We start from the raw sequence: 18,041 nt of genomic DNA on the forward strand, positions 1-18,041 counted from the left end.
AAATCAGGGCCTGCCTGACGGCAGGCCGCTACCGGCCCGCACGCAAAAAATCTGACACTTCCATTCGGGTGGAGTATCGCTGGCGACACAGCCAGCCGGGCCAGGCACAGCTGCTGAACGAAGTATTCGACAGCGTCATCCTCACAACGCCGTCATGGTTGATCGAAACCAATATGCGCCTCGAAGGCTTCAGCGCCGAGGTCTTGCCGCAAGCGGTGATCGATGCCTGGAAACACGCCCATTGGGAAACCAGCTGCAAGGTCTACGCACCGTTACGCAAAAGCTTCCTCGACCGTAACCCGCATCTGCCGCAGATACTCGTGACTGACAGCTTCGTGCACGATGTCTACGCCTATCGCTACAACGACAGTTACCCTGAGGACTGCATTTTACTCAGTTATACCTGGGAGGATGATGCGACAAAACTGGCGTCATTTTCAGATAGCGAACTGGCCGATAAATGCATCAAGGAACTCGACAGGATCATGTTGCGCTGCAGCAACATCGGAGAGGCTATTTCGCCTTACATCGATACCCGAAACATCCGCATACAGCGTTGGATGACAGACCGAAATGCATTGGGATGTGCGAAGTTGTACCGTGCGGGCACCTACTATGATGCTGTCAGCCTGATGAAGTACAACCGTGACCTGAGTAGCGCGTCGGGGCTCTATCTGGCCGGTGAGTCCTTCTCTGTAGATGCCGGCTGGACAGAGCCTTGTCTTCGCACGGCTATCGATGCGGTCATCAATCTTTGCAATCACACTTCTGCTCAGTTTAGAGGTGGCTTCGAGTTAGCGCACTATCCGCATTATCACGTTCGGTAAGTGCTAGAAATCCAAGCGCATATGTAGGACAACTCTTACATTCTGATTCGCCCTTTCCTTCAAGCTCCGTGGGAGTCTCCTGACTGTTACTCCCCGGGCAACTCCCGCTCTACTGGCGTCCTTCCACAACAACCAAAACCAAGGAAGCCGCCATGCCTGCAGATCGCAAACCGGTAAGTCCCGTTCGTGTCGCTGTCATCCAGTACGACCCACAGGTGGGCCTGGAGCACACGGATGGCAACGTCAGCAAAGGATTGGCGCTGGCCCAACGCGCAGTCAGAGAGGGGGCAAATCTGATTGTGCTGCCTGAGTTGGCCAACACCGGATATAGCTTCGATTCTCGGGCCGAGGCCTACGCGCATGCCGAGTCCCTGGAAGATGGCCCCAGCCTGCTGGCCTGGGAAACGTTCGCTCAGGAGCAGCAGGTCTATCTCGCAGCAGGCTTCGCCGAGCGCGATGGGCTCAAGCTGTACGACAGTGCCGTGCTGTTTGGCCCCGAAGGCCGGCTTGGGCATTACCGCAAGGCACACCTGTGGGACCAGGAGAAGTTGTGGTTTACCCCGGGAAATCTCGGCTTCCCGGTATTCGAAACGCCAATAGGTCGCATCGGCCTGCTGATCTGTTGGGACATCTGGTTTCCGGAAGTGCCGAGGGTGATGGCCAGCCAAGGCGCCGATATCATCTGCAGCCTGAATAACTGGGTGTGGACACCGCCGCCCCTGTTCGATACGGCGGGACGCTGCATGGCGTCGTACCTGACCATGACCGCTGCCCACGTCAACAACCTGTATATCGCAGCGGCCAATCGTATCGGCAATGAGCGAGGCGGTTGCTTCCTTGGCTGTTCGCTGATCGCGGGCACCGATGGCTGGCCAATTGGAGAGGTCGCCGGTGCCGAAGAGGAATGCGTCGTCTACGCCGATGTCGATCTGAGTGCAGCACGCTCGGCGCCTGTCTGGAACAGCCTCAACGACCTGCCGCGCGATCGTCGTACCGATTTGTACGATGCCACGCTGGGCTATCGCCTGCATCCAGCGATGCCGCGTTGAGGAGGGCGTATGGAACAGACACTTCCTGCCGCTCGGCAGCGTATGCCTTTACTGACGATGCTGGCTCTGTTGACGTTGCTGGTAGCCAGTTTGGCGTTGGACGAGTGGCCAGACTACACAACGTTGGCTGCTTCGCTGGAGCAGCCATTGAGCCGGCTGCGTTGGATCGTCGGAGATATCAGCGAAGTCGCTTTCTACAAACATGAACTACCGGCGCTGGGCCTGCTTCTGGGCGCCAGCCTGGCCCATTGGGCCCATGTGCAGGGGTATCGCTGGCAGGGTTTCGCCATCTGCTACGGCAGTGGCCTGTGGCCTTGGTTGTTTGCCAGCTCACTGCTCGGGCTGGTGCTCAGCCATATGCTTTGGGGCTGGACATTGGCCAGTGGTACCTGGCAACCCACCTTTGTGGCTTTCGTCTCTCTGCCAGCTGCCCTGGTGCTGCTATTCGGGGGTGGCTGGCGGGTTACCCTCAACGGTGCGCTACTGGGCGCAGTGTTGGTAACGCCAGCGAGCCTCTTATTGGTCAACTACGTATGCTATCCATTGCAACTGCCGGTGGTGATCGGCAACGTGAGCGGCATGGCGTTGGCGAGCCTGTTGGCATTTGGCTTGTGCAAGCGCTTTCCTGTGCTGGTGCGCGACGGCATATGCCCTCGCATGCCGCAGGCCACCACTGGCAAACCCGATTACGGCATAGTGTGGGTATTGCGCCGGGTACTTGCCGATTTCAGCGAAGCGCCGTTCTTCGGCAATGAATTGGCCAGCCTCGGCCTATTGTCTGGGGCCCTGCTTGCCCATGCATTGGCACCTTCGGCCCCCGCCTATGGATCCCAGCTGTTACTACCGATGATCGCGGGCCAGGCATTGGCCTCGCTACTCGGCGTGCTGCTGTGGCGGCGCCAGTGGCGCGAGCGCGGGTGGTATCCGACCTATATTCCCATCGTGTCGATTGTGCCGGCGTCGCTGCTGACGCTGGGTGCAAGCTGGCAGGTGGTGGTCGGCAGCGCCACCTTGGGAGCGCTGTTCTCGCCACCGCTGGCGGCAGCAATCAGCCAGCGCCTGCCGGGTTACGTGCACGGATACATCGGCAATGTGGTGTCCATGGCCGTATGTACAGCCGGCATCGTATCGGTACTGGGGCTGGTCGTGGGGGCCGAAGCATGAACGACAAAAGTTGCTTGTCTCGTTTGTCGTTAGGGTGCCTGGGGGGAACGGTCAGCATGCAGGCAGGGTTGCCTGGTAACGGTGTGACGCCGCGGCTGGGTGGGGACGAGTTGTTGGCTGCAGTACCGCAATTAGCGGCGCTCGCCGAGATCAGCACCGTCACGCTTGGTCTGTTACCCAGCGCATCGCTGACATTCCGGATCCTGCTCGACGTGCTGGCCTGGGCGCGTGGCGAGGTGGAGCGCGGAGCACAGGCGGTGGTGCTGACTCAGGGGACGGACACACTTGAGGAATCAGCTTACTTCCTCGATTTGCTCTGGCCTTTCGATATCCCGCTGGTCATGACCGGAGCCATGCGCTCCGCCAGTCAGCCGGGTAATGATGGGCCGGCCAACCTGATGGCTGCAGTGCAGGTGGCGCTGGCCAGCAAGAGTCATGGTCGTGGTGTGCTGGTGGTGCTCAATGATCAGATTCACCTGGCAGCCCATGTCCGCAAGACTGCCAGCCTTGCGATGGCTGCCTTCGAGTCGCCCGGCTGGGGCATTCATGGCAGCGTGGCGGAAGGGCAGGTGATCTATCGTAGCCCTCCGGCACCGCGCAAGGTTTTACCGCTACCGAAACATTGCGAGCAGCGTGTCGCCTTGCTCGATGCTTGCCTGGATGCAGACCACGCATTGCTGCAGGCCATCCCGTCGCTTGGCTACGAGGGCCTTGTCGTTGCAGGGTTCGGTGCGGGCCATGTATCCCTTGCCTGGTCTGAGACACTGGCGCGGATTGCCCAGGACATGCCAGTCATCGTGGCGACGCGCACCGGTTGTGGGCCGACAGCAAGGGCCACTTACGGCTTTGTCGGTGCGGAAATCGACCTGCAAAGCAAGGGCATGCACATGGCTGGCAGTCTCTGCCCGCGCAAATGTCGGATATTGCTATGGCTCTTGATTGGCCTGGATAACCAGGCGGCATTGCCGGGTTGGTTGGCAAGCTAGGGAAAATGCCCGCCGCAGCGAAGCGGCGGGCTAACTGGGAGCAGTCCTGTGTTAGGGTTCACGCATCTTTGCTTTCCAGGACGTTTACTCATGCTCCCTCCACTCAGCGAAAAAGAACTCGCCCGCCTCGAAGACTTGCTGATCACCTACGGCAACGACTATTCGGTGCTCAACCTGGCCGAGCTCAACGGCTTTTTCACCGCCCTGGCCAGCTCGCCGGTCGATGTGCTGCCCGAGCAATGGTTGCCCACCGTCGCTGGCGGCAAGGTGCCGAAGTTCAAGAAACCCGCCCATGAAGAGGCCTACACCGCCTTGATGCTGCGCTATGCCTACCAGATTGCCGAGCAACTGGCGCAGGACCTCGAAAGCTTCGAGCCGTTGTTCGAACAGAGCGAGGCCGAGGAGGGGCCAGCGATCATCATGGAAGAGTGGTGCTTCGGTTACATGCGCGGCACGCAGGTGGCGGGTTGGGGGGAACTGCCGCCAGAGCAGGAGCAGTTGCTCAAGGCGATTTCGCTGCACGGGCTGGAAGACAACTTCGAATTGCTCGATGCCATGAGTTTCGATGAGTTGCAGGCTTGCGTGCCGCACGTGGTCGAGGCAGTGCGCGGCCTGTATCGCTATCAGAAGCAGTCGCGGCACTGACCGGCCTATTATTCCGCTAGGCGAAATTATGGTTTGCTCCTTGCGCTGATTCTGCTGCCGGCCGGATCAGTGCAGGATGGGCTCCACCTGGCATCACCCCGATGCCGGCCCAGGAGCCCAACCCATGATCAAGCTTTACAACTTCCCCAAGTCCGGCCACGCCCACCGCATCGAGCTGATGCTGTCGCTGCTCGGCCTGCCTACCGAACTGGTGTTCGTCGACCTGGCCAAAGGTGCGCACAAGCAGCCGGAGTTCCTCGCCCTCAATCCGTTTGGCCAGGTACCGGTGATTGATGACAACGGCACCGTGATCGCCGATTCCAATGCCATTCTCGTGTACCTGGCCAGCACCTACGACAAGGCGGGCAAGTGGTTGCCCCATGACCCGGTCAAAGCGGCACGCGTGCAGCGCTGGCTGTCGGTTGCAGCCGGGCCGTTGGCCTTCGGCCCTGCAGCCGCCCGCCTGGTGACCGTGTTCGGCGCTTCGTTCAACACCGACGAAGTCATTGCGCGCGCGCACACCTTGCTCAAGGTGATGGACGCCGAGCTGGCCAAGTCGGCGTTCCTCGCCGGCAGCGAGCCGACCATCGCCGACGTCGCCAACTATTCCTACATTGCCCACGCCCCCGAGGGCAATGTCTCGCTGGAACCCTATCCCAACGTGCGTGCCTGGCTGGCCCGGATAGAAGCATTGCCTGGCTTCGTCGCCATGCCGCGCACGGCCATTGGCTTGCAGACCAGTATCTGAGCCGCTACTCCACACGAGGACTGCCGCCATGCAGCAACTCCCCAGCCATCGCACTTCGCCCTGGCATGCCGGCGAGAAGCGCCTGCAAGAACAGGTCGGTGTTTCGGAGCGCATGGAAGTGTTCGGGCAGAAAGTCATCCGCGACTACATGCCCGACCAGCACCGCGCGTTCTACCAGCAACTGCCATTTATCGTTGCCGGTGCTGTAGACCAGGGCGGCAAGCCTTGGGCGACGCTGCTCGAAGGCCCGGCAGGCTTCGTCAGCTCGCCTGACCCACGGCAATTGCTGATCGACTGCCACCCGGCCAGCGACGACCCGGCAGCGCCAGGGCTGGCTGCTGGCGAGGCCATCGGCCTGCTGGGCATCGAATTGCATACGCGCCGGCGTAACCGCATCAACGGCCTGATCGCTCAGGGCGCAAGTGGTGCGCTGCAGGTGCGGGTCGAGCAGTCTTTCGGCAATTGCCCGCAGTACATCCAATTGCGCCAATACACCCGTGTCGATGAACCGCCACAAGGGCGGATCGATGCGCGAGGGCTGGACGCAACGACCGCCCAGATGATCGCAAACGCGGACACGTTCTTCGTCGCCAGTTACATCGACCACGCCGACGGGCACCGTTCGGTGGACGTCTCGCACCGTGGCGGCCGCCCCGGCTTCGTTCGGGTCGAAGGCAACCGCCTGAGCATTCCAGACTATGCCGGCAACCTGCATTTCAACACCCTTGGCAACCTGCTGGAAAACCCGGTGGCCGGGCTGTTGTTCGTCGACTTCAGCAGTGGTGATGTGCTGCAAGTGACCGGACGCACCGAGGTGATACTCGACAGCCCGCTGATCACGGTATTCGAAGGCGCCGAGCGGTTATGGACACTGGACATCGAGCAGGTGGTCCTGCGCCGAGCGGCGGTGAGTTTGCGCTGGGCCTTCGAGGAGTACGCGCCAACCAGCTTGATGACCGGCACCTGGGCCGAGGCGCAGCAGCGGCTTCAGCAGCGTGAGCGGCAACGCCAGTGGCTGACCTGGCGGGTGGCGCGGGTGGAGCAGGAGAGTCGAGACATTCGCTCGTTCTATCTAGCCGCGGATGAGCCGGTGACGTTCTCGCCCGGCCAGCATATTCCCGTGCGTATTCCGCTGGGAGCCGATGCGCCGCTGATTCGCACCTACAGCCTGTCTTGCGCGCCGTCCGATGGCTACCTGCGGATCAGCGTCAAGGCGCAGGGCCCGGCGTCGCGCTTTCTGCATGAGCGTGTCAGGGCAGGGGACAGGCTGGAAGTACGCCTGCCGATGGGCAGCTTCACCCTGGACAGCGCCAGCAACAGGCCTGTGGTGCTGATCGGTGCGGGCGTGGGCATCACACCGCTGATCGCCATGCTGCGCGAGCTGTTGGCGAACGGGCAGGCGCGCCGCATCCACTTGTTCCACGGCGCCCGCAGCCTGAGTGATCTGCCGTTCCAGCAGGAACTGGCCGAACTGCGTCAGCGAGCCGGCCCTGGCTTGAGCGTGCATCGTTCGTTGAGCCAGCCTGAGGCCGAAGCCGTGCAAGGGCGTGACTTCGAACACGTCGGGCGACTGGGCATCGAGCAGGTGAAGGGCGCGCTGGCACTGGATGATTACGACTTCTACCTGTGTGGGCCGGCCAGCTTCACCCAGGACCTCTATGAGGGATTGCGCGGCGTACACGTGCCGGATGCCCGCATTCATGCCGAAGCTTTCGGGCCATCGACACTGCGCCGGCATGGCGACGACCAGCGCCCCACGCTGCAGCAGCCGCCGGCTGCCAGCGAGCCGGTACCCGTGTACTTCGCCAGCTCCGCCAAGGAGGCACGTTGGGCGCCGGGGGCTGGTACCTTGCTGGAGCTGGCCGAGGCGCGCGGGCTGTCACCGGAGTTCAGTTGCCGGGGTGGGTCTTGCGGGACGTGCAAGATCAAGGTGGTGAGTGGGCAGGTGCATTATCCGAATCCCCCAGCCGAGATGCCGGAGGAAGGCACTGCGCTGATCTGTTGTGCCGTGCCAGCGCAGGCACTGGTGCTTGAGCTTTAAGGCAGCCGATAATCTCCTGCATCCCCGATGCCCTGGAGCGTGCATGGACCAGATCCACCTGATGAAGGTGTTCGTTGCTGTTGGCGAGCTGGAAAGCTTCGCCGCTGCCGCCCGCCGCCTGGACATCTCGCCGGCCGCCGTCACCCGTGCCGTCAGCGCCCTCGAAGAGCAGATCGGGGTCAAGCTGCTGCTGCGCACCACCCGCAGCGTGCGGCTGACCGAGGCGGGCGGCCGTTACCTGGAAGACACCCGGCACATTCTCGCCAGCATCCATGAAGCCAACGAAGCTGCGGCCGGGATCAACGCCACGCCCAAGGGTGAACTGGCGATCACCGCACCGATCCTGTTCGGCAAGAAGTTCGTCATGCCTTGCATCGTGCGCTACCTGCAGCAATACCCCGAGGTCGATGTGTCGGCATACTTCCTCGACCGCGTGGTGAACATGGTCGAGGAGGGCATGGACGTGGCCGTGCGCATCGGGCCGCTGCCTGACTCCGGCCTCAAGGCGCTGCGCGTGGGCCGGGTGCGGCGGATGCTGTGCGCATCGCCCGACTACCTTGCCCGCTGGGGCGAGCCGCAGCACCCGTCGGACTTGCTGGAGCATGCGGTGATCGCCACTACCACCCTCTCGCCGCGCGCGGGCTGGCGCTTCGGCCTGGCCGACGAACCGACCCTGGTACGCATGAAGCCGAGGCTGACAGTCACCAGCAACGATGGCGCGATCGCTGCGGCAGTGGATGGGCTGGGCGTCGCCCGGCTGTTGTCGTATCAGGTGGTCGATGAGCTGGCCAGCGGCAAGCTGAAGGTCATTCTTGCCGATTACGAGGAGGCCCCCTGGCCGATCCATATCTTGCATCGAGAGAGCAAGTACGGCTCAGCCAAGGTGCGTTCGTTCATCGACATGCTGGCGCAGGATTTGCGAGCCCGTCACCTTGATTGACCATACGAGATCGTACAACGAGGTTGGATAATCAGAGGCGCGCTGCGGTTTTGTCCGTTTTACGGGTCATTGATAATTGTTGTTGTACGACGACCTATGACATGGCACTCTTCACCTGAAACAATTTGTCTCATTTCGCCCTGCCGGCGCATGAGGCAGATCACCCGTCACTCTAAAAACAAGATTCAGGTGAACCATGAAGATCAAAGGCATCCGTTGGTGGATGGTCAGCCTTGTCACGGCCGGGCTCGTCGTCAACTACCTCGCCCGCAACACCCTCTCGGTGGCAGCTCCCACCCTGATGACCGACCTTTCCATCACCACCGAGCAGTACGCCAAGATCGTCGCGACCTGGCAGATGTGTTACGCCCTCATGCAACCGATTGCTGGCTGGCTCATCGATTTCATCGGCACCAAGCTGGGCTTTGCCGTCTTCGCCTTGGCCTGGTCGCTGGCCTGTGCGGGGGCCGCCCTGGCCAGCGGTTGGCAGAGCATGGCGTTCCTGCGCGGGTTGCTGGGCATGACCGAGGCGGCCGGCTTGCCGGCCGGGGTCAAGGCCACCACCGAATGGTTCCCGGCCAAGGAGCGCTCGGTCGCCATCGGCTGGTTCAACATCGGCTCGTCCTTGGGCGCATTGCTGGCGCCACCGCTGGTGGTATGGGCGATCCTGCACAGTGGCTGGCAACTGGCATTCGTCATCGTTGGCGCGTCCGGTGTGCTGTGGACCCTGCTGTGGATGCTGCTGTACAAGCATCCGCGTGATCAGCAGCGCCTGAGTGACGCCGAGCGTGACTACATCCTCAGCGGCCAGGAAGCCCACTTCAAAGCCGAGCAGCGTGAAAAGGGCGCGTGGAAGCGCATCTTCAAGACCCGCAACTTCTACGCGATCGCCTCGGCACGCATTCTTTCCGAGCCGGCCTGGCAGACCTTCAACGCCTGGATCCCGCTGTACCTGATGACCGAGCGGCACATGAACATCAAGGAAGTGGCGATGTTCGCCTGGCTGCCGTTCCTGGCTGCCGACATCGGCTGCGTGCTTGGGGGCTACCTGAGCCCACTGTTCCATCGTTACTTCAAGGTGTCGCTGTTCACCTCACGCAAGATGGTGCTGGTATTCGGCGCCAGCTGCATGATCGGCCCGGCCTGTATCGGTTTGGTCGAAAGCCCGTACACGGCGATCCTGCTGCTGTGCATTGGCGGCTTTGCCCACCAGACCTTGTCGGGGGCGCTGTATTCGATCACCTCGGATTCGTTCAGCAAGGACCAGGTGGCGACGGCGACCGGCATGGGCGGGATGTGTGGTTACCTGGGCGCGGCGCTGTTTACCCTGGTGTTCGGCATCCTGGTTACGCAAATTGGCTACAGCCCACTGTTCGTGGTGCTGGCGGCATTCGATATCGTGGCGGCAGTGCTGGTATGGAAGGTCGCACGCGAGGTGAATGGGGCTGCTTCGCCACAGCCCTTGGCAACCTCGTCCGAGGCACTGGCGTAAGGCTTGAAGTCCTGGGGCTGTAAAGCAGCCCCAATCCCAGCCGGTCACATTGGCTGATAGTGCATCCTCAATCCCAGGCTGATCGATTCCCCCTGCTGCAACAGTCTCAATCCTGGTCGCCCTGGCAAGTGATGGGCATTGATCGGGTGGCTCACTGGCTCGAAGCAGAAGAATGGCTGCTCGTGCGGGCAGAACAACAGAAAATGTTCTGCGCCGCTGGCGCTGCATAGCAGCCGATACCCCGCGCCCGGCTGCTCGATCACGCAGTGGCCGGGCCATTCGCTGAAGGCATGGTCCACCACCGTGGCTGGCAGCGTCCGTGCCCGGGCGAAGTTCCAGTGATCAGGTACCGCGGCTTGCCGTGACGGCAATGCACCGTTCTCCGCCAGCCAAACGGTGCGCGCCTGCGCCTGCAATCGCGTATCAGGATGGCGTGGAAAGTAAGGATGCAGCCCGAGGCCATACCAGCTAGCCGCCGAATCCAGATGCGTGGCCTGCAGGTCGATGGCAAGGCAGCCCTCTTGCAGGTGCACATCCAGTGTCGCCCGGTAGGCAAACGGTAGTGTGCTGTCGAGGCTCAGGCGGGCGTGGTGCTCGCTGTGCTGCTCCACCTGCCAGGGCTGCTGCCAGGCACTGCCGTGGATCGGGTAGGGATCGTGCCCGGTGTTCGGTGCCAGGGCCAGCCAGCCATCGGGACGCTGGAAGCCGCCCTCGGCGATACGGTTGGACCAGGGGACCAAGGGGTAGCAGCCCAGGCGCCGCGGGCTGCCGCTGGCCAGGGCGGCCGCGTCGGCAGGGCGCAGCAACGCCTGGCCGGTGGCGCTGGCCTGCCAGTTGACCAGGCTGGCGCCCAGCTCAGGGGCGATGCTCAGGCGGGTCAGCGGGTCTTGCAGGTGCAGCAGGGGGACGCTCATCAGGGCCTCCGGTAGGTCAGCAGGACGATGCCGCACACCACCACGGCACCGCCAATCAATTGCAAGCCACTGAGTTGCTGGCCGAGCAACGCCCAGCCCAACAGCAGGGTAGCGATGGGCTCTACGTTCATCACCGGAGCGTTCTGCGCCATGTTCAGCCTTGGCACACAGACGAACAGCAAGGTGAAGGCCACGCCATACAGCACTACCAGGCTGGCCAGTGCCACCCAGCCGGTGGTGCTGCCCGGCAGCGACAAGCCGGCAGGCATCACGCCGCTGATACCCGCGGCCAGCATGCTGGTGAACACGATCAGCAAAGTCAGCAGGCTGCGCACCGGGCCGCGTACGGCGGCCAGCTTGTGGTCGGTGATCCACAGGGCGCAGGCAAACACGCAGGCGGCGCAGAACGCCAAGCCCACACCCAGGCTCCAGTGCGGACTGGCATTGCCACCGTCGGCCAGCCGTGCCGGTATATCCAGCGCCAGTACCAGGCCACACAGGATCAGCCCCATGAACAACAGCGTGCGTCTACTCGGGCGGGTCCCCCCCAGTGCCCAGGTCAGCAACGCCAGGAGCATGGGAAAGGTATTGCCCACCAGCAGCGCCAGGGCCACCGGAATGCGCGCCACTGCCGAATACAGGCAGAGGCTCTGGGTTGCAATCAGCAGGCCCAACAGCACTTGCCAGCGCCGTGTGCCGGCAGGCAGGCCGAGCGGCTGGCGTTGCCACAGCACCAAGCTGGCCAGCACCAGGAACGTGATACCCGAGCGGCAGAGAATGGCCAGCAGCACCCCGGTGTCGTTGTCGAAGGCGATGCGGGCGGCGATGTGGTTGCCGGCGAACGAGCAGGCCAGCAGGGCCAGAAGGGCGATGGCGAGGTTACGGGGAAAGAGCGGTGCAGCAGAAGAAGAGACAGCCATGTGCACGATCCGTTTGCATGAGAGCCCGGGACCGCAAAACGGCCCCGGTTACTGGAACTACAGGACGACGCTCGGCAGCCACAGCGAGATGGCCGGAACGTAGGTCACCGCCATCAGCACCAGGAACAACGCCAGGTAAAACGGCAGCAACGCCTTCACCGTGGCCTCGATGCTGACCTTGCCAATCGCTGACCCGACGAACAGCACCGCCCCCACCGGCGGGGTGATCAGCCCGATCCCCAGGTTGACCAGCATGATCATGCCGAAGTGCACCGGGTCCACGCCGATACCGGTAATCACCGGCAGCAGGATCGGCGTGAGGATCAGGATCAGCGGTGCCATGTCCATCACCGTGCCCAGCAGCAGGAGCATGAAGTTGATGCACATCAGGATCACGTAGCGGTTATCCGACAGGGTCAGGAACGCCGTGGTGATCTTCGACGGGATCTGCATCAGGGTCATCACATAGCCGAAGCTTGCGGCGAAGCCGATCAGGATCATCACGATCGAGATGGTGCGTACTGTGCGGTGCATCAGCTTGGGCAGGTCGCGCCACTTGTAGTCGCGATAGATGAACATGGTCACGAAGAACGACCACACCACCGCCACCGCAGCCGACTCGGTCGCGGTGAACACGCCCGACAGGATGCCGCCAAGGATGATCACCATGGCCATCAGGCCCCACAGGGCTTCACCGGCAATCTTCAGCGCCTGGCGCAGCGGGATCACCTCGCCCTTGGGGTAGTTGCGCTTCTTGGCGAAGATCAGGCACAGGCCCATCATCACTGCGCTCAGCAGCAGCCCGGGCATCACCCCGGCCATGAACAGCGAAGCGATCGACACCGTTCCCCCAGCTGCCAGCGAGTACAGCACCGAGTTGTGGCTCGGCGGCGTCAGCAGCGCCTGCACCGAGCCGCTCACGGTCACGGCTGTGGAGAATTCACGCGGGTAGCCCTTGCGCTCCATTTCCGGGATCAGCACCGAGCCCACCGATGCGGTATCCGCTACCGACGAGCCGGAGATGGCTCCGAAGAAGGTCGACGCGGTGATGTTGACCAACGAAAGTCCCCCGCGCACGAAGCCCACCAGCACCCCGGCGAACGCTACCAGGCGCCGTGACATGCCGCCCTCGGCCATGATCGCACCGGCCAGTACGAAGAATGGAATGGCCAGCAGCGAAAACTTGTTAACACCACTGGCGACCTGGATCATCATCGCCTGCAACGGGATGTCGATGTACCAGGCGCCGATCAGTGCCGACAGGCCCAGGGCGTAGGCCACCGGCATGCCCAGCAGGATCAGCGCGATGAAACTGCCCAACAGAATGAACGCATCCATTTACGCCGCCCCCTCGTGTTCTTCAACCAGGTCGAAGCGCACCACCTTGCGCTGGCTCTGGTCGCCCAGCAGAAGTTTCTCCAGCACGAAGATCAGCGTCAGCACGCCGCCGACCGGGATCGGCGCGTAGCTCATGCCCACCCGCACGCCGGGCAGCGAGGCCATGTACTGGTTCCAGGTGGTGACGCACAGCTTGTAGCCGTACCAGGTCATGAACACGCAGACCCCCACCATCAACAGTTGAGTGAACACCGCCACCAGCCGACGCAGCGGTTGCGGCAGGCGGTCGGTGATCATCGCCACCGCCATGTGCGCGCCGGCGCGGTAGCTGGCCGCGGCGCCGATGAAGGTGAACAGCACCATCAGCAGGATCGACACCGGCTCCGGCCAGCTGGACCCGGTACCCAGCACGTAGCGGGCAAAGATGCCCCAAGGGATGATCAGCGACATGGTCAGGATCGACAGGCCGGCGACCCAGATGCAGGTGCGGTACAGCGTGTCGTTGACGCTCAGGAAAAGCATTTTCATAGGCATCACCAGAGCGGCAGGGCGACGGGCGTCGCACTGCCGAGGTCATCTTGGGAGGAGGGCCGGGTTACTGGACCGCGTCGATACGCTTCATCAGGTCGGCATATTGCGCACCGTACTTCTCGCGCACCGGGGCGGTGGCGTCGTAGAACGGCTTGGTGTCGACGGCGATGAACTCGACACCGGCGGCCTTGAGCTTCTCTTCGCTGGCGGCGGACTTGGCGTCCCACAGTGCGCGTTCTTCCATCTGCGCTTCACGGGCAACCTTCTTCACCAGCACCTGCTGCTCAGGCGTGAGCCTGTTCCAGGTGGTCTTGGACATCACCACCGGCTCCGGCAGGATCAGGTGATTGGTCAGGGTGAAGTACTTGGCGCTCTGGTAGTGGTTGTGTTCGAGCAGGGTCGGCGGGTTGTTCTCGGCGCCGTCGATCACCCCGGTCTGCAGCGCGCTGAAGATTTCGCCGGTGTCCATGGCGATACCATTGCCACCCATGGCGTTCATCATGTCGATGAACAGCGGGTTGCCCTGCACGCGGATTTTCATGCCCTTGAGGTCTTCGAGGCTGCGCACCGGCTTCTTGGTGTAGAGGCTGCGTGAGCCGCCATCCATCCATGCCAGGGCCACCAGGTTGAATTCGGAGTTGGTGATCTTGTCGAGGATCTCCTGGCCGATTTCACCGTCGATGATCTTGCGCATGTGCTCATGGTCACGGAACACGAACGGCATGTTGAACACATTCACGTCCGGCACCACCGGGCCGACGATACCGAGGCTGACGCGGGTCATCTGCACGGCACCGATCTGCGCCTGCTCGATCACTTCCTTTTCCGAACCCAGCACGCCGCCGGCGAACATCTTGAAGGTGATTTCGCCATTGCTGGCCTGTTCGAGCTTCTTGCCCATGTTCTGTTCGGCGACCACGGTCGGGTAGCCGGCCGGGTGGATCTCGGCGAACTTGATGTCGAGTGCCGAGGCCGGCAGTGACAGGCTGAACGCGAATGGGAGTACGGCAAGAAGCAGCTTGCGTTTGAAGGTCATGGTGAAACTCCGTGGTTTTTATTATCTGGTTTCGCGCGCGAGTGTCGGGTGCTGCGGTGTTGCATGGGCCGCGGTCAGCCGCGCCAGGCAGGTTCCTCCAGGCCTTGGACGCCGGGGCGCAGGGCAAATACGCCACCGGCCAGGGGCTGGTCGCTGAGGTCACTGCCTGCAGGGCGGATCGAGGTGACGAACAAGGTGTCGAGGTTGGCCCCGCCGAAGGCGCACATCGCCGGTTTTTTTACCGGCACGCTGAGCGAGCGGTCGAGCCGCCCGTCGGGCGTGAACCGGTGGATCTGCCCGGCGTCGTTGCCGCAGATCCAGTAGCAGCCGTCGGCATCGACGGCGGCGCCGTCGGGGCGGCCGGGGAAGGCGCGCATGTCGACGAACAGCCGCTGGCTGTGCGGGGTGCCGCTGTCGGTGTCGTAATCGAACGTCCAGATCTTCTGCACGTTGGGATGCGAGTCGGACAGGTACATGCGCGTGCCGTCCGGGCTGAAGGCCAGGCCGTTGGGCACGATCATGTCCTTGAGCTGCTGGTGCAACCGGCCCTCGCCATCGAGCCGGTACAGCGTGCCGACATGGGCGCCTTGCTGCATGTCCATCAACATGCTGCCGGCCCAGAACCGGCCCTGGCGGTCGCAGCGGCCATCGTTGAAACGCATGCCGTGTTGCGGGTGTTCGACTGCGGCGAACCGGTGGCTGTCGAGGCGGCCGTCGGCCTGGGCCTGCAGCTGGAATATGCCGCTTTCCATGCCAGCGACCCAGCCCCGTTCGGTGCGGGCGATGCAGGCGAGCATCTCGTCACCCTGCCAGACCTGATGGGCGCCGTCCTGCCAGCGGTGCAACTGACGGGCCGGGATATCGACCCAGTACAGGGCCTGTTCGCTGGGGTGCCATACAGGGCTTTCACCGGTGCCATTGCGGGCGTCGACGATCAGTTCGCAGTGCATACTGGAGCCTCCTGGCAGGGGGGGTGTCAGCTGAACGGGCCGGCAGCGACGAAGGCGCCACCCTGGTAGACCATGCTCGGGTCGTCGGCGGCGGGCGCCGGTTTGGCCTCGACTGCGGCGCGGAACACTTCCGAGGTGTCCTTGGGTTGGTAGCCTAGGTGCGCAGCATGGCGGTTGTCCCACCAGACGGTGCGGTTGTCTGAGGCGCCGTAGACCACGGTGTGGCCGACATCGGCGGTGAACAGGCCGCGCTCGATCAGCTGGGTGAGGTCGTCGTAGCTCAGCCAGGTGCTGAGCATGCGTAAATTCTGTGGCTCGTCGAACGAGGAGCCGATGCGGATGCTGACGGTCTCGATGCCGTAGCGGTCGTAGTAGAAGCTGGCGACATCCTCGCCGTAGCACTTGGACAGGCCGTAGTAGCTGTCGGGGCGGCGCAGGGCATGGGCGTCGATCGTCTGGTCCTGACGATAGAAGCCAATCACATGGTTGGAGCTGGCGAAGATGATGCGTTTGACCCCGTGCTTGCGTGCGGCTTCGTAGATGTGGAAAACACCGCAGATATTGGGGCCGAGGATGTCCTCGAAGGCGTGCTCGGTGGACACGCCCCCGAAGTGGACGATAGCGTCGACGCCTTCGACCAGGGCATGAACCGCGGCCTTGTCGGCCAAGTCGCAAGGGACGACTTCTTCATGGGGGCCAGTGGCAGGGGCCATCGGCGCGATATCGGAAAGGCGCAGGACTTCGGCGAAGCCGGTGAGGCGTTGGCGAAGCACCTTGCCCAGGCCGCCTGCGGCTCCGGTGAGCAGCAGGCGCTTGAAGGGGGTGGTGGTCATGGCAGCTCTACTTGTGATTGTTGTAAGTTGTCGTATGACTCGACTGATTATCGGCAGCGCTTCCCGAGGTTGTCAATGCTGTTTACCTGGATTCTGAGGCCTCATCGCGGCTAAAGCCGCTACAGGAACAGCGTTGCCTTCAGGTGTCGCGCGGTCCCTGTAGGCGCGGCTTTAGCCGCGAACACGGGCGAAGCCCGTGCCATGCGATCACAGCAGCGACAGTGGATAGTTGAAGATCAACCGGTTCTCATCGAATTCGTTGTTGCTGTAGTCGCGACGAATGCTCGAGTTGCGCCATTTCACACTCAAATCCTTGAACGGCCCGCTCTGGATCACATAGGCCAGTTCCGACTCGCGGACCCATTCCTTGCCATCGGTCACCGACCCGGTGTGCACGTCGCGGCCACTGATATAGCGGTTCATCAAGGTCAGCCCGGGCACCCCGAGCGTCACGAAGTTGAAGTCATGGCGCACCTGCCACGAGCGCTCTTCGGCATTGTCGAAGCTGGAGTTGTAGCTGTCGTTGGCCAAGGTCCCGCCGCTGGTGCCATTGACCCGCATCCAGGTATCGCCATCGACTTTCTGCAGCCCGATCCAGAAGGTGTTGCCGCCGTATCTGGCCGAGAACATCCCCGAATAGGTCTTGTTGTCCAGCTTGCCGGCACGTTCCGAGCCGTCCTCGCCACCGCGGAAGTAGCCCAGGTTGGCGCCGAGGGTCCAGCCGCCCAGCGCCTGGCTGTGGCTCAGTTGCAGGTATTGCTGCGCGTAGACGTCCTTGAGCACCGCGTTCCATAGCCCGACCAGGGTGCGGTTCTGGTTGAACGTGTATTCGCCACCGACAAAGTTGAAGCGGTCCGATACGCCGCCGCCGTAGCTCATGTCTTCCATGCTCGCATCGTTGCGCGGGCTGTTGCCGCGGAACTGGCCGCCATACAGGGTCAGCCCGGCAATTTCGCTGGAGGTTACCTGGCCGCCGCGGAAGGTCTGCGGCAGTGAGCGACCATCGTCAGAGCGCAAAATCGGCAGCACCGGCATCCACTCGCCGATCTTCAGTTCGGTCTTGGATATACGCGCTTTGCCTGCTACTGCCAGGCGCCCGTAGTCATCCGCCGGCTTGCCATCGTCATGGCGTGGCAGCAGCGCCGTGCCGTAGGTGCCGCCACCGCCATCGAGCTTCAGTGACCACAGCCCCAGCACATCCGCGCCAAACCCCACCGGCCCCTCGGTGAAGCCGGAACGGGCGTCGAGAATGAAGCTTTGGGTCCATTCTTCAGCTTTGCTCTGTGGGTTGCCGGGGTTGGTGAAGTTACGGTTGATGTAGAAGTTGCGTAGGCCCAACACGGCCTTGCTGTCTTCGACGAAGCCCTGGGCGAGGCTGATGCCCGGCATGCCGCCGAGCAGGCTGGCGCCGAGTAGCGCAAAGGGAAGGGATGTCTGGCAGATTTTCGACATGGGGTGGGTCCGCTGTTGTTTTTGTTATGTGTTGTCGTACAACTGCGGCGTTTTTTATCAAGCGGGAAATGCACTGTCAACGTCGAAAAATGCAATGAATTAGCGCAGTCAAGTGAAACATCGCCAGCGAGCGCTCTAGATCAAGGTTCAGATAACGCTATAGTCATACTATGAC

17 protein-coding genes are annotated in these 18,041 nt (G+C 62.6%); 9 read left to right on the top strand and 8 right to left on the bottom strand.

The window, feature by feature from the left end; genetic code table 11:
• From HU738_RS00005 to HU738_RS00045, 9 genes are all read left to right on the top strand, one after another.
• The coding region (locus HU738_RS00005) for an FAD-dependent oxidoreductase (RefSeq protein ID WP_217871414.1) at positions 1 to 827 on the top strand (827 nt) is incomplete at its 5' end.
• A 152-nt stretch (positions 828 to 979) separates the two neighbouring features.
• Entirely contained in the window at positions 980 to 1,876 is an 897-nt protein-coding gene (locus HU738_RS00010) for a nitrilase family protein (RefSeq protein WP_186602217.1), read from the top strand.
• 9 nt (positions 1,877 to 1,885) lie between these two features.
• Positions 1,886 to 3,040 carry a hypothetical protein gene (locus HU738_RS00015; protein ID WP_186602215.1) on the top strand — a complete coding sequence of 385 codons (1,155 nt, stop codon included), beginning with the start codon at positions 1,886 to 1,888 and terminating at the stop codon, positions 3,038 to 3,040.
• Complete coding sequence (locus HU738_RS00020; RefSeq protein WP_186602214.1) at positions 3,037 to 4,026, top strand: asparaginase; 990 nt, start codon at positions 3,037 to 3,039, stop codon at positions 4,024 to 4,026. Before HU738_RS00015 ends, HU738_RS00020 begins: the two co-directional genes overlap by 4 nt.
• 90 nt (positions 4,027 to 4,116) lie before the next feature.
• Complete coding sequence (locus tag HU738_RS00025) at positions 4,117 to 4,671, top strand: UPF0149 family protein (RefSeq protein ID WP_186602212.1); 555 nt, start codon at positions 4,117 to 4,119, stop codon at positions 4,669 to 4,671.
• Between the two features lie 124 nt (positions 4,672 to 4,795).
• Positions 4,796 to 5,419 carry a glutathione S-transferase family protein gene (locus tag HU738_RS00030; RefSeq protein WP_054885601.1) on the top strand — a complete coding sequence of 208 codons (624 nt, stop codon included), beginning with the start codon at positions 4,796 to 4,798 and terminating at the stop codon, positions 5,417 to 5,419.
• A gap of 28 nt (positions 5,420 to 5,447) precedes the next feature.
• A complete protein-coding gene (locus tag HU738_RS00035; RefSeq protein ID WP_186602210.1) occupies positions 5,448 to 7,460 on the top strand; it encodes a pyridoxamine 5'-phosphate oxidase family protein in 2,013 nt (670 codons plus the stop codon).
• A 43-nt stretch (positions 7,461 to 7,503) separates the two neighbouring features.
• On the top strand, positions 7,504 to 8,400 hold the full coding sequence (locus HU738_RS00040) for a LysR family transcriptional regulator (RefSeq protein ID WP_186602208.1): 897 nt from the start codon (positions 7,504 to 7,506) through the stop codon (positions 8,398 to 8,400).
• Positions 8,401 to 8,596: 196 nt separating this feature from the next.
• Positions 8,597 to 9,892, top strand: coding sequence for an MFS transporter (locus HU738_RS00045; protein WP_186602207.1), 1,296 nt, complete (start codon positions 8,597 to 8,599; stop codon positions 9,890 to 9,892).
• A gap of 44 nt (positions 9,893 to 9,936) precedes the next feature.
• Here HU738_RS00045 and HU738_RS00050 read toward each other — a convergent pair whose 3' ends face one another.
• From HU738_RS00050 to HU738_RS00085, 8 genes are all read right to left on the bottom strand, one after another.
• A complete protein-coding gene (locus tag HU738_RS00050) occupies positions 9,937 to 10,806 on the bottom strand; it encodes an aldose 1-epimerase (protein WP_186602206.1) in 870 nt (289 codons plus the stop codon).
• Entirely contained in the window at positions 10,806 to 11,726 is a 921-nt protein-coding gene (locus HU738_RS00055) for an EamA family transporter (protein ID WP_186602205.1), read from the bottom strand. Before HU738_RS00055 ends, HU738_RS00050 begins: the two co-directional genes overlap by 1 nt.
• Before the next feature lie 57 nt (positions 11,727 to 11,783).
• Positions 11,784 to 13,064 (bottom strand): TRAP transporter large permease, encoded by a 1,281-nt coding sequence (locus tag HU738_RS00060; protein WP_186602204.1) that lies wholly within the window; start codon positions 13,062 to 13,064, stop codon positions 11,784 to 11,786.
• On the bottom strand, positions 13,065 to 13,592 hold the full coding sequence (locus HU738_RS00065; RefSeq protein ID WP_186602203.1) for a TRAP transporter small permease: 528 nt from the start codon (positions 13,590 to 13,592) through the stop codon (positions 13,065 to 13,067).
• A gap of 67 nt (positions 13,593 to 13,659) precedes the next feature.
• Complete coding sequence (locus HU738_RS00070) at positions 13,660 to 14,631, bottom strand: TRAP transporter substrate-binding protein (RefSeq protein WP_176509801.1); 972 nt, start codon at positions 14,629 to 14,631, stop codon at positions 13,660 to 13,662.
• A gap of 74 nt (positions 14,632 to 14,705) precedes the next feature.
• Entirely contained in the window at positions 14,706 to 15,581 is an 876-nt protein-coding gene (locus tag HU738_RS00075; protein WP_186602202.1) for a glucurono-1,5-lactonase, read from the bottom strand.
• 26 nt (positions 15,582 to 15,607) lie between these two features.
• Positions 15,608 to 16,414 (bottom strand): NAD-dependent epimerase/dehydratase family protein, encoded by an 807-nt coding sequence (locus tag HU738_RS00080; protein ID WP_186602201.1) that lies wholly within the window; start codon positions 16,412 to 16,414, stop codon positions 15,608 to 15,610.
• 207 nt (positions 16,415 to 16,621) lie between these two features.
• Positions 16,622 to 17,866: an OprD family porin gene (locus HU738_RS00085; RefSeq protein WP_186602200.1), complete on the bottom strand. Its 1,245-nt coding sequence runs from the start codon at positions 17,864 to 17,866 to the stop codon at positions 16,622 to 16,624.
• Between the last annotated feature and the right edge of the window lie 175 nt (positions 17,867 to 18,041).

The organism is Pseudomonas vlassakiae, from assembly GCF_014269035.2.
Taxonomy (GTDB): Bacteria; Pseudomonadota; Gammaproteobacteria; order Pseudomonadales; family Pseudomonadaceae; genus Aquipseudomonas; species Aquipseudomonas vlassakiae.